At 30.3% G+C, this 12,251-nt stretch carries 11 protein-coding genes; 5 read left to right on the top strand and 6 right to left on the bottom strand.

The genetic code is table 11. The features are described from left to right. Positions 1-19 precede the first annotated feature (19 nt). A complete protein-coding gene (locus M9C80_00625; protein URQ69697.1) occupies positions 20-448 on the top strand; it encodes a PGPGW domain-containing protein in 429 nt (142 codons plus the stop codon). A 2-nt stretch (positions 449-450) separates the two neighbouring features. Here M9C80_00625 and M9C80_00620 read toward each other — a convergent pair whose 3' ends face one another. Both M9C80_00620 and mpl read right to left on the bottom strand, forming a co-directional pair. After that, complete coding sequence (locus tag M9C80_00620; protein URQ69696.1) at positions 451-1,041, bottom strand: LON peptidase substrate-binding domain-containing protein; 591 nt, start codon at positions 1,039-1,041, stop codon at positions 451-453. Next, on the bottom strand, positions 1,028-2,293 hold the full coding sequence (gene mpl / locus M9C80_00615) for a UDP-N-acetylmuramate:L-alanyl-gamma-D-glutamyl-meso-diaminopimelate ligase (protein ID URQ70182.1): 1,266 nt from the start codon (positions 2,291-2,293) through the stop codon (positions 1,028-1,030). The genes M9C80_00620 and mpl overlap by 14 nt, the downstream gene beginning before the upstream one ends. Before the next feature lie 89 nt (positions 2,294-2,382). Here mpl and M9C80_00610 point away from each other — a divergent pair, with 89 nt between their 5' ends. Continuing rightward, positions 2,383-3,636, top strand: a complete 1,254-nt coding sequence (locus tag M9C80_00610) for a 6-phosphofructokinase (GenBank protein URQ69695.1) — start codon at positions 2,383-2,385, stop codon at positions 3,634-3,636. Between the two features lie 2 nt (positions 3,637-3,638). On the opposite strand, the gene M9C80_00605 is transcribed toward M9C80_00610, so the two are convergent. After that, entirely contained in the window at positions 3,639-4,121 is a 483-nt protein-coding gene (locus M9C80_00605; protein ID URQ69694.1) for a DUF2244 domain-containing protein, read from the bottom strand. A gap of 14 nt (positions 4,122-4,135) precedes the next feature. Here M9C80_00605 and M9C80_00600 point away from each other — a divergent pair, with 14 nt between their 5' ends. Further along, entirely contained in the window at positions 4,136-5,326 is a 1,191-nt protein-coding gene (locus M9C80_00600) for an aspartate aminotransferase family protein (protein ID URQ69693.1), read from the top strand. Here M9C80_00600 and parC read toward each other — a convergent pair. After that, a complete protein-coding gene (gene parC / locus M9C80_00595) occupies positions 5,304-7,562 on the bottom strand; it encodes a DNA topoisomerase IV subunit A (GenBank protein ID URQ69692.1) in 2,259 nt (752 codons plus the stop codon). The genes M9C80_00600 and parC overlap by 23 nt on opposite strands. 2 nt (positions 7,563-7,564) lie before the next feature. Then, the gene (gene parE, locus M9C80_00590) at positions 7,565-9,457 is read right to left on the bottom strand and encodes a DNA topoisomerase IV subunit B (GenBank protein URQ69691.1); all 1,893 of its coding nucleotides are present in this window, start codon (positions 9,455-9,457) and stop codon (positions 7,565-7,567) included. Positions 9,458-9,599: 142 nt separating this feature from the next. On the opposite strand from parE, the gene M9C80_00585 reads away from it, so the two are divergent. Further along, positions 9,600-10,928: a TolC family outer membrane protein gene (locus M9C80_00585; GenBank protein ID URQ69690.1), complete on the top strand. Its 1,329-nt coding sequence runs from the start codon at positions 9,600-9,602 to the stop codon at positions 10,926-10,928. A gap of 3 nt (positions 10,929-10,931) precedes the next feature. After that, a complete protein-coding gene (gene mutM, locus M9C80_00580; GenBank protein URQ69689.1) occupies positions 10,932-11,741 on the top strand; it encodes a bifunctional DNA-formamidopyrimidine glycosylase/DNA-(apurinic or apyrimidinic site) lyase in 810 nt (269 codons plus the stop codon). Between the two features lies 1 nt (position 11,742). On the opposite strand, the gene coaD is transcribed toward mutM, so the two are convergent. Beyond that, positions 11,743-12,228 (bottom strand): pantetheine-phosphate adenylyltransferase, encoded by a 486-nt coding sequence (gene coaD / locus M9C80_00575; protein ID URQ69688.1) that lies wholly within the window; start codon positions 12,226-12,228, stop codon positions 11,743-11,745. Positions 12,229-12,251 lie beyond the last annotated feature (23 nt).

Genomic DNA, 12,251 nt, shown 5'->3' with positions numbered 1-12,251 from the left:
TAAAAAAAAGGTAAGTAATTTGGAAATTAGCTTATTAAATAATCTACTTGAATATACGAATACATATAAAAACTTTATTTTTTGGATAAGTCTAGTTTCCTTGACTATATTTATCATTAGCATTCTAAGTATTAGATGGCTTGTTTTATTGATACCTGAAAATTACTTTAAAGAAAAGAAAAGCTCTGTCTTAAAAGAAAAATATTTTCTTTATTGGATTGCTTTTAAATTTATTAAAAACTCACTTGGTTACTTATTGATAATTGGGGGTATTTTAATGCTTGTGTTACCAGGCCAAGGTATTCTAACGATTTTTATAGGCATGATTCTGAGCGATTATCCAGGCAAATATAATATAGAAAAAAAAATTATTCAATCATCAATAATATTAAGAACTATAAACTCTATAAGAAAAAAATCTGGTAAAAAATCTCTTAAGTTTAATTGATGCTATTGAGATGAAAGTTTTTTTATATAACTTGATAGAATTTTCATTCTTTGATTTGCATCAAAAGCTTCTAATAAACTTTGCTTTTCATTTGAAGTAAGTGGTATCAGCCCAGCAAGATGATAACTTACAGAATCAGCTGAATTAAAATCTACTTTTAAATACTTATCATTGATTTTTGGATGCTTAACCAATTGCATTAGTATATTAATTAAATCAGGATGTTCAGCTAAAATAGCCTGGTCATCAACTTCTGGGTCAATTAACGCCTCTGCATCTGCCATATGCAGGCCATCATCCAACTCAGTGATATTATTTATTTTTACTTTATGTATTGACTTTACAGTTATACCTAATAATCCATTAGGCAAGTTATTAAAATCTATAATCTCAACATAAGTGCCATTTTTGGATATTCCATAATTTGTTTCATTATTTTTTTGAGTACTCAAAGTAATAACAAAGCCACTATTATTTTGCATGCATGACTTAACCATATTTATATATCTAGGTTCAAAAATCTGGAGAGATTGCATTGTTCCTGGTAGAGAAACTAAACCAAGAGGAAATAACGGAATATTATTCTTTTTCAATATACTTAATTAAAGGTGTTAATAATTTTTGACTATTTTTATTAGTCATCAACAAAATAATATCATAATCAAAAACAATTTTTTTAACAGATTCTATAAAATCTTTATCATTATTAAAAGTTTTTTTATTATTTGATAAAACATTTTTATAGTCTAGCCACAACGTATTATCAAGTTTACGAGTTTGATCAATGATTGAATTTCCGTGATATCCAGATGACATTGTATTAGAGCCCAGCTCTATTAAAGCTAAAATTTTTTTATTTTTATATTTGGTTCTTATTGCGTTGGATGTATATGCTATGGCAGTTGGATGATGTGCAAAATCATCATAAATTTTTATATTTTTGAAAGCTCCCTTAAACTCAAGTCTTCTTTTTACGCCTTCAAAGTTTTTTAGAGCATTTATAGAGTTTTCAATTGGAATTGAATGCAAGCTTGCTGCAATAATTGCAGATACATAATTCTTAAAGTTATGATCACCTATAAGAGGTAATTCAGATAAAGAATATTTTTTATTTTTATAATAAAAATCTTTATTTTTATAATCGATCTTATTGTTGCCTTCTCCTACCATTAATTTTTTTGACCAAGATCCCATTTTAATTAGCTCATGACTATTTTTGTCTTCTGCAAAGTAGATTACGTTTCCTTGTGATGGAATTATTTTAATTAAATGATGAAATTGTTTTTTTATGTCGTCTATGTTCTTAAAAATATCAGCATGATCAAATTCGATATTATTTATTAATAAAGTATTTGGAGAATAATGAATAAATTTAGATCTTTTATCAAAAAAAGCTGAATCATATTCATCGGCCTCTATAACAAAAATATTGTCTGAACCTAATGATGCAGAATCCTTAAAATTTGGTGAAATGCCTCCAACTAGGTAACCAATATCCTTCTTATTTTGTTTTAAAATATGAGCTATCATATATGCAGTGGTTGTTTTGCCATGTGTTCCAGAAACTGCGATAACATTTTTTTCTTTTAAAATTTCTCCTAAGATTTCTGGGCCAGATTTAAAAGGCAGCTTCTCATTTAAAATATATTCTACTGATTCGTTTCCTCTTGAAAGTGCATTTCCTATCACATACAAATCTGCTTTAGGAAGATTTGAAGATTCATATCCAGAAATTAAAGTAATTCCCATAGAATTTAATTGATCTGACATCGGTGGATAAAATTGAAGATCTGTACCAGATACTTCATGTCCAGACTCCTGGAGTATTTGAGCAAGGCCTCCCATAAAAGTACCACAAATACCTAAGATATGTATCTTCATATTAGTTATAATACGATACCTAATTTTATTTCAAAACTTATGAGACTAAATAAATGAAGAAAAATGCTTTTTATGCACAATCTGGTGGTGTTACGGCTGTAATAAATGCAACAGCAAGCTCATTAATTATTGAAGCTAGAAAAAATAAAAAACATATCGGTAAAGTCTATGCTGGTAAAAATGGAATTCTCGGGGCTTTAAATGAAGAATTAATTGATACATCAAAAGAATCGATATCCAATATTAAATCTTTGCAATATATTCCAGGCGGTGCTTTTGGGTCATGCAGATATAAATTAAGTACAATTGAAGAAGATAAAAAACAGTACCAGAGATTAATAGAAGTTTTTAAAGCTCACAATATTGGTTATTTTTTTTATAATGGAGGCAATGATTCAGCGGATACGGCTCTAAAAGTTTCTCAGATAAGCAAAAAATTGAATTATGATTTAAATTGTATTGCAATTCCAAAAACTGTTGATAATGATCTAGCATATACGGATTGCTGTCCAGGTTTTGGCTCGGCGGCTAAATACATTGCAACATCAATACAAGAGGCTTCATTAGATGTTAAATCAATGGCTGAAACTTCTACAAAAGTATTTATTTTAGAAGTGATGGGTCGACATGCAGGTTGGATGGCTGCATCTTCTGCCCTTGCAAGATCAGATTCAAATGATGCTCCACATATTATTCTTATGCCAGAAATAATTTTTAATCAAAAGAAATTCTTACAAGAAATTACTAAGATCGTTAAAAAAAATAAATACTGCGTTATCGTTGCATCTGAAGGCATAAAAAATGTGGAAGGAAAATTTCTATCCGAATCGTCAACAAAAGATGCTTTTGGGCATGCTCAATTAGGTGGAGTTGCCCCATATTTATCTGACTTGATTACTAAAAAATTAAAATTAAAAAATCATTGGGCTGTATCTGATTATCTTCAAAGAAGTGCAAGACATATTGCATCAGAAACAGATTTCGAGCATGCAAAAGCTGTAGGTAAGTATGCAGTAAGGTATGCTATTAATGGATTAAATGGTGTGATGCCAATTATTGTGCGAACAAATAAAAAAAATTATTCATGGGCTGTTAAGCCAGAAAAATTATCTAAGATTGCTAATGTTGAAAAAAAACTACCTAGCTCCTATATTTCAAAAAACGGTTTTGACGTCACAAAAAAAGCTATTAATTATTTATTACCTTTGATTAAAGGAGAGTCTTTTCCTAAATTCAAAAATGGAATACCAGAAATTAAAAAATTGAAGTTAATTGAGATTAAGAAAAAACTACCTAATTGGTGTTAATTTCAGTTGTGAGAATTTAAAGTGTTGATAATATCGCTTATATTATTTTTTAAGCTTTTTTTGTCCTCTTCATTTAAAAAGCTGCCGATTTCTATTTCTTTTCCTTTAGATGTGAAACTTAATTTTAGAGAATCCATGTCTTTTTTGTTAACATTAAAATACGCAAAAGTTCTAAATTCTTCCCAGCTAAATTCTATATGTTTTCTCCCTTTTTCAATTTTAACTTTTTCTTGTGACAAGAATATTTTTTCTCTTTTGCTACTCCACTTAAAATTTAAGTAAAAAGCTAGTAATACAAAAAAAACTTCTAAACCAGCAAATGGCAATATTAAAGTTGCTCCTAGTATAAAAAAAATAATTGCAATGAATATACATAAAAAAGATATGCTAGATAAAAAAATAATTCTCTGAAAATTTGTTAATGAATTATTTGGACTTAATGTAATTAAAAAATCTTTTTGATTAATATTTTCTACTGAAACCACGTTACAATTTACTTATGAATGAGATCAATGATTATACTAAATATATGGTGCCTTTTTATGCACCTGCAAGCTTTAAAGTTAAAAAAGCACTAGGATCATTGGTTTGGGACAAAAATAATAAAAAATACATAGACTTTACCGCTGGAATCGCCGTTACTAATCTTGGACATAGCAACAAAACTTTATCATCAATTATTGCTGATCAATCAAAAAAAGTTATACATTTATCAAATCTTTATATAAATGAGCCTTCAATAAATTTAGCCAAAAAGCTATGTAAAAAAACTTTTGCTGAAAAAGTCTTTTTTTGTAATTCTGGAGCAGAGGCTGTCGAAGCATCAATAAAAACTGCAAGAAAATTTTATTCAAAAGAAAAAAGTAAAAACGAAATTATTTCATTCTCTGGCTCCTTTCATGGAAGAACAATGATGGCTATAGCATTATCAAATAATAAATCACTCACTGATGGGTTTGCACCTCTACCTAAAGGTGTTAAAAATCATAAATTTAATGAAATAAAAGATCTTGAAAAAAAATTCTCCAAAAATACATGCGCAGTTATTTTAGAATTGGTGCAATGGCAATCAGGAATTATTAGTGCAGAAAATAAATTTGTTAAAACAATTATTAAGTTATGTAAAAAATATAAAGCACTTTTGATAATAGATGAAGTTCAGTCAGGCATTGGGAGAACAGGATCATTATTTGCATATGAAAAGTATAAAATTAAGCCTGACATTTTATGTTTTGCAAAGGGTTTGGCAAATGGACTTCCAATAGGAGGTATTTTAACAACACATAAAATATCAAGCAGAATGAATGTTGGTTCACATGGAACAACATTTGGTGGAGGTCCCCTAGTCTGCGCAGTTGGATCAAAAGTGCTTGAAATTGTTTCAAGTAAAAAATTACTAAATGGTGTTCGCAAAAAAGAAAAAATATTTATACAAAGAATAAAAGAAATTAACAGCAGCTTTGATTGTTTTTCGAACTTCAGTTCTTCAGGACTGTGGCTAAGTATTGAGCTAAAAAAAGATAATTTTACTGTTGATGATCTAATTGATAAATGTCATTCAAATGGCTTGATGATACTTAAAGCAAATGATTCGATGGTTAGATTTTCTCCAAGTTTAATAATTGAAGATAAAATTATTGATGCCGGCCTAGAAATTTTTAAAAAGTCTATTTTTCAGTTGATGAATTGACTTCGATTTCTTCAATCAACCGATCGACATTTTTAAGGTTACCAATTTTTTTTCCTCTTTTAGCTCTTGTGAGGATGTAATCTGCCCAGTCTTTTGGTTTAAGACTTACGCTTCTGTCACCAACTATAACCCTTAAAGTACTTTCATCTGATAATAATTGTGCATGTGCCATAAATTCTTCATTAGAATTAAATTTAGCTTTAGGAATATTTATTATTTTATTGCCTTTTCCTTTTCCTAATATTGGCAATTCATCAATTCTAAATATAAGAAGTTTTCCAATGCTTGATACTGCAGCGATGTGTGTGTGATCTTTTCTAATTGGTATCGCTTTTAATAATCTTGCATTATCAGGTAACTTCATAAAAGCCCTTCCAGTTTTTTTATTTGATGTCATATTTTTAAATTCAGATATAAAGCCATATCCAGCTGTGTTCATAATCATAAATTTGTCATCACCATCATTACCAGAAACACATGATATGAAGCTTACTCCTGAGTCTGCTGATATTCTGCCTGATAAAGGCTCTCCCATACCTCTTGCTGAAGGTAAAGAATGTGCTTGAAGAGAAAAAGATTTTCCTGTTGAATCTAAAAATACGACTAGTTGATTACTTTTTCCTCTACAAAAGTCTTGCAAAGAATCGTCTCCCCTATAGGTTAGTGAATTTGGATCAATTTCATGGCCTTTTGCACTTCTTATCCAGCCTGCTTTTGAAAGAATAATTGAAACAGGTTCTGTAGTAATCGTTTCTTCTTCTGAAAAAATTTTTGCTTCAGAGATCTCTATTATTTTTGATTTTCTTTCATCACCAAAATCTTCTTTTATTTGTTTTAATTCATTTTTAATAGTTGTTTTTAGTCTAGATTTTGAATTAAGTATTTTTTCAATTTCTTTCTTTTCATTGTCGAGATTAGTTTTTTCACTTTCTAATTTTTCTTGCTCTAATTTTGCCAATTGTCTGAGCCTAATTTCTAAGATAGCATTCACTTGCAAGTCAGATAATTTAAATTCTTTGATTATTTCTTTTTTAGGATTATCAGACTCTCTTATAATTTTAATCACTTTATCTAAATCTAAATAAACTATCAGAAAGCCTTGAAGAATATGCAGCCTATCATTTACCTGATCTAATCTATGTTCAAGTTTTCTTGTTACGGTTTGTTGTCTAAACTTAAGCCATTCTTTTAATAGTTCGTCCAAGGCAAATACTTTTGGCCCCCCTTTTAAGGAAATTAAATTCATATTCGATCTGTAACTTTTCTGAAGATCAGTTGATGCATAAAGGTGATTCATCACATCGTTAGCATTTACTCTATTTGATCTTAAAGTGATTACAAGTCTTATAGGCTCCAAATGATCTCCTTCATCAGTTAAATCAACAACCATTGGCAGTTTCTTTTTTACCATTTGCTCAGAGATCTGTTCTAAGATTTTTGATCCTGATGCCTGATAAGGTAGCGCATCAACAATTATTTGATTTTTTTCCTGTCTCCAGTTTGCTTGTATTTTAAAACCGCCTCTACCTGTTGAATACATTTCAAAAAGCTCTTCGCTAGTTGCAACAATTGAAGCATTATTAGAAAAATCTGGACCCTTTATTATTTTTAGTAAATCTTTAAGGCCAGCTTTGGGATTGTCAATGATATGAACAACAGCCTCAATAATTTCATTTATATTATGAGATGGAATATCTGTTGCCATACCAACAGCAATTCCAGAAGTTCCATTAAGCAAAATTGATGGTAACTTTGATGGGAAAATAACTGGTTCAAGAAGTGAACCATCAAAATTTGGTTGCCAATCCACCGTGCCAGATTTTAATTCTGAAATTAAAAGGTTTGCAAAACTAGTTAGTTTTGATTCTGTATATCGCATTGCAGCAAAAGATTTAGGATCATCTTGAGAACCCCAATTTCCCTGGCCATCGACAAGTGGATATTTAAAAGAAAAATTTTGTGCCATTAAGACCATTGCTTCATATGCTGCGGTATCTCCATGAGGATGGAATTTACCTATTACATCACCGACAGTTCTTGCAGATTTTTTATATTTTGAAGATGCATCAAGTCCTAATTCGGACATTGCATAAAGAATTCTTCTTTGAACTGGTTTTAGTCCATCTCCAATATTAGGTAGAGCTCTATCTAAAATTACATACATTGCATAGTTGAGATATGACTCTTCAGCATAATTTTTTAAACTTAATGATGATATTTTTTCATTATTTTTCATGTTTATACTTTTGCTAAAGATCCTTTTTTCTCAAGCCATTCTTTTCTAGCCGATGCATTTTTTTTTGAAAGTAATAAATCCATCATGGAATTAGCGTTATCAGATGCGCTTATTGATAATTGCACAAGTTGTCGTGTGTTTGGATCCATAACAGTTTCTCTTAATTGGGATGGATTCATTTCACCAAGACCTTTAAATCTTTGTATATTAATTTTAGGCTTCCCTTTTTTGCTTTTAAACTTATTAACAATTTCATCTCTTTGCTGCTCATGCAACGCATATAAAACTTCTTTGCCACAATCGATTCTAAAAAGTGGTGGCATAGAGATATATATTCTTCCATCAACAACAAGTTGCTTGTAATGACGCAGAAATAAAGCACATAAAAGAGTTGCTATGTGAAGTCCATCGGAATCAGCATCTGCTAATATACATATTTTTCCATATCTCAAATTGTCTACGTCAGATGTTCCTGGTAAAACTCCAATTGCAGTAGAAAGATTTTTAATCTCTTGAGATTTAATTATTTCACTGCTTTCTAAATCCCAAGTATTTAATATTTTGCCTCTTAATGGCATTATGGCCTGAAAAGATCTTTCTCGAGCTTGTTTCGCAGAACCTCCAGCTGAGTCACCTTCAACTAAAAAAAGTTCAGTTTCGTTAAGATCTTCGCTATTACAATCTGACAATTTTCCTGGTAATGCTGGACCCTTAAAAGTTTTTTTCCTCTGAACAATATTAGATACTTTAGCTCTTGTTTGTGCAGAATCTATTGCAAGTTCTGCAATTTTTTCTCCCTCTTCTGTATGTGTATTCAACCATATGCTTAAAATATCTTTTGTAGAATTTGCTACAAATAATGCATGATCTTTTGAATCTAATCTTTCTTTAGTTTGTCCAGAAAATTGTGGATTTTGTAATTTAGAAGATACTACAAATATAGCATGACTTATTACGTCGTCAGCATTTATTTTTAAGCCTTTTGGTAATAAACTTCTATAATCACAAAATTCTTTTAAAGCGTCTAATAGTCCTGATTTAAATCCATTTAAATGGGAACCTCCTTGCGACGTTGGAATTAAATTTACATAAGTTTCACTAATTTTATTTTTTATGTTTTTATTAGACCAGTTAACTGCAAATTGAATCTCTTGTGATTCTGACTTTTTTGAATCTAAGATAGATTCATTTAAAATTAAATCATTTTCATCAACTGATTCCTTCAAGTAAGATTGTAAGCCTTCCTCGTATATCCAATCCTCTCTTTCATTCTTTTTTTCATAAAAAAATTTTATTCTTAAGCCAGGGCACAAAACTGCTTTTGCTTTGAGAAGATGTTTTAGTTCTTTAAGCTGAACCTCAATAGTTTCAAAATAAATTGGATTGGGTATAAATTTTACTGAGGTTCCAGTATTTCTTGGACCAACTTGACCAATTTCTTCAAGATCCTCTTTTTTTTCTCCATTACTAAACGAAATTTTGTACTCTTTAGAGTCTCTTTTAATTCTTACTTCCAGATTTTCAGATAGCGCATTAACTACAGAAACACCAACGCCGTGAAGACCTCCAGAAAAGTTATAATCTTCACCAGAAAACTTTGCACCAGCATGAAGCTTACACATTATTAACTCTACTCCAGAAACTTTATGCTCAGGATGGATATCAACTGGCATACCTCTTCCGTCATCTGAAATCTCTATGAAACCATTTTTAAGAATTGAAATCTGAATCACGGAACAAAAACTTGATAGAGCCTCGTCAATGGAATTATCTAAAACTTCTTGAATGAGATGATTTGGATTAGACGTATCTGTGTACATGCCCGGTCTTTTCCTGACAGGGTCTAGTCCGGATAAAACCTCAATTGCTTTTGAATCATATGATTTTTTTGCCAATTTGTATTGCCTTATAATTGATTCATTTAATATCTACTTATTCTACTCCAAGAAATATGAAAAACTCTATTAAAACTCAAATATGGCAAAAATATTCATAAATGTTTTCATTGTAAACATTTATATGAGTTAAAATTAGTACATGAAAATTAAAATTCATTTATTAAGTATTATTTTTCTTACAACTTTTATAGAAAGTGAAAATATCCTAGAGATATATAACGAAGCCTTAAAAAATGATCCAACCTATAAAGCTGCTGAATATTCTTTTTTAGCAGATAAGGAGATATTGGTTCAAGGAAGAGCTGCTCTTCTTCCAAGCATATCTATAAACGGATCAACTAATTGGAATGAGTATTATCAAAATAAGAAACTTCAGCAAGAGTACAACTCTTTTTCTTCAAGTGCGAATATTTCTCAGCCATTATTTAGGTTAGATACTTGGTTTCAATTTAGGCAGTCAAAATCGTTAAAAAATGCAGCTGAAGCTGAATTTGCTTTTGAACAACAAAATTTAATTTTAAGAACTGCAGAATTATATTTTGGTGTTCTAAGACAAATTGATAATCTAAGTGCTGCTTTATCTGAGGAAAAGGCTATTAAACAACAGCTAGATCAAGCTCAACAAAGATATGAGGTTGGTTTATCTGCAATTACTGGTGTTCAAGAAGCACAATTAGCATATGATTTAAGCAGAGCTTCAAGAATTAACAACGAAGGCGCTCTTTTTTCTGCCAAAGAAGCTTTAAATGCTTTGCTTGGACGTGAAATTTTTAGCTTGGATGAGCTTGGTGAAAATCTTATAGTTACTGAACCTTCTCCAAACTCTAAAGAGAAATGGGTTGAAATCGCTCTTAAAAATAATTTCCAACTTAAAGCTTCCCAAATGAGAAAACAAGCTGCAAGAAACAATGCTAGGGGGGCTGCCTCCGGTCATCTCCCTAAAATTAATATTGTTGGATCAAAATCTGAATCTGAAACCAATCAATTTAATTTCGAAGGTATTAATATTGATGGGCAAGGTATTCCTGTTCCTGAAATTACTGGCAGAAGAAATTATGCAATACAGTTTAGTATGCCTATTTTTCAAGGTGGAGCAGTTAATTCAAGAAGAAAACAGGCATATGCACAATACAATGAAGCAGATGAAAATGCTCTATTTGCAGAAAGAAAAGTTATCCAAGAAGTTCGATCACAATACTCAAACGTCCTTACATTAGTGGCAAATGTAACTGCACAAAAACAAGCAGTTGTCTCAGCAAAAAGTGCTCTTGAGGCTACTCAAGTTGGCTACAAAGTAGGAACGAGAAATGTTGTGGATTTATTACAATCTGAAAAAAACTTATACGCCGCGGAGAAAAATTTAGCTAACGCGAAATATGATTATATTTTAGCAAATTTAAGATTAGGTCTCGCATCTGGAACTCTTGAACCTTCTGACATATTAAATATCAATAATCTCCTGAAATAAAAAATGCCTGAGCTACCAGAGGTTGAAACAACCCTCAGAGCAATTAGTAAATTTAATAAATGTGATTTAAAAGAAATCAAGATACATAACAGAAATCTTAGATGGAAGGTCGAAGAAACCGTTGAAAGTAAAACAAAAAATCAAACAATTATAAATATTTCCAGAAGAGCAAAATATTTAATCTTTAGTTTTAATAATTTCGATTTATTTCTTCATCTAGGAATGTCAGGAAGTTTACGAATACAAAAAATAAAGAATAATTTTTTTAAAAAGCATGATCATGCAGAGTTTATATTTAATGATGAAAAAATTATATTTAATGACCCCAGAAGATTTGGATCAATTCATATATCTAATGATTTGTATAATCATCCTTTAATTCAAATTCTGGGACCAGAACCATTGTCTTCTGAATTTAATTTAAATTACCTTTATAAAAAAACCAGAAATTCGGCAACAAATATTAAAAATTTTATAATGAACCAAAAAAATGTTGTAGGTATTGGAAATATTTATGCGTCTGAAACTCTTTTCTTGTCTAATATTAGGCCAACAAGAAAAGCTGGCAGAATTTCAAAAAACGAATGTCAAAAAATTATTAATAATTCAAAAAAAGTTCTTAGATCAGCTATTAGAAAAGGTGGGACTACTTTGAGAGATTTTTATTCGGCAGATGGAAACCAAGGATATTTTCAAATAAATTTAAACGTATATGGCAGAGATAATGAGATCTGCAATAATTGTAAAGCAAAAATTAAAAAAATAGTTTTGAATAATAGGGCAGCATATTTTTGTGCAAACTGTCAGAGTTAATTTAATGAGAATCTAATTTTGCTCTTAGAGCTTTTTCAATATTTGGATGAACAAATTTAGAAACATCTCCTTTTAAATCAGATATTTCTTTAATAAGGCTGGATGAAACATATATTAGACTTTCTTTAGGAGTTAAAAAAATGCTTTCCATATCTGGTGCAAGAGATCTGTTCATGGTGGCTAATTGAAATTCGTATTCGAAATCTGATACCGCCCTCAAGCCTCTAATTATTGCAGATGCATTATGTTCTCTCGCTAGATCAACTGTTAGCTGCCTTGGAAAACCAACCACCTCAACTTTTTCATTATCTTCAAAAATGCTAGATGATAGAGCTATTCTTTCCTCTAAAGTAAATAAGGGTTTTTTTGCATCGCTTTTAGCTATAGCAACAATTATTTTATCAAATAAGTTACAACCTCTTTCAATAATATCCATATGTCCATATGTTATTGGATCAAATGAACCTGGATAAATAGCTACTCTCATAAGTGAATAATACTAATACATTG

Source organism: SAR86 cluster bacterium (genome assembly GCA_023703615.1).
Lineage (GTDB): Bacteria > Pseudomonadota > Gammaproteobacteria > Magnimaribacterales > D2472 > MED-G85.
Note: the sequence above shows the minus strand (reverse complement) of the source record. Positions and strands in the feature narration are given on the sequence as shown.

What these genes read in the sequence shown, in the direction of transcription:
- mpl (URQ70182.1), bottom strand. Translation starts at nt 2,293, where the DNA reads ATGGGAGGCCTTGCTCAAATACTCCAGGAGTCTGGACATGAAGTATCT.
- M9C80_00610 (URQ69695.1), top strand. Translation starts at nt 2,383, where the DNA reads ATGAAGAAAAATGCTTTTTATGCACAATCTGGTGGTGTTACGGCTGTA.
- M9C80_00600 (URQ69693.1), top strand. Translation starts at nt 4,136, where the DNA reads ATGAATGAGATCAATGATTATACTAAATATATGGTGCCTTTTTATGCA.
- parC (URQ69692.1), bottom strand. Translation starts at nt 7,562, where the DNA reads ATGAAAAATAATGAAAAAATATCATCATTAAGTTTAAAAAATTATGCT.
- M9C80_00585 (URQ69690.1), top strand. Translation starts at nt 9,600, where the DNA reads ATGAAAATTAAAATTCATTTATTAAGTATTATTTTTCTTACAACTTTT.
- mutM (URQ69689.1), top strand. Translation starts at nt 10,932, where the DNA reads ATGCCTGAGCTACCAGAGGTTGAAACAACCCTCAGAGCAATTAGTAAA.
- coaD (URQ69688.1), bottom strand. Translation starts at nt 12,228, where the DNA reads ATGAGAGTAGCTATTTATCCAGGTTCATTTGATCCAATAACATATGGA.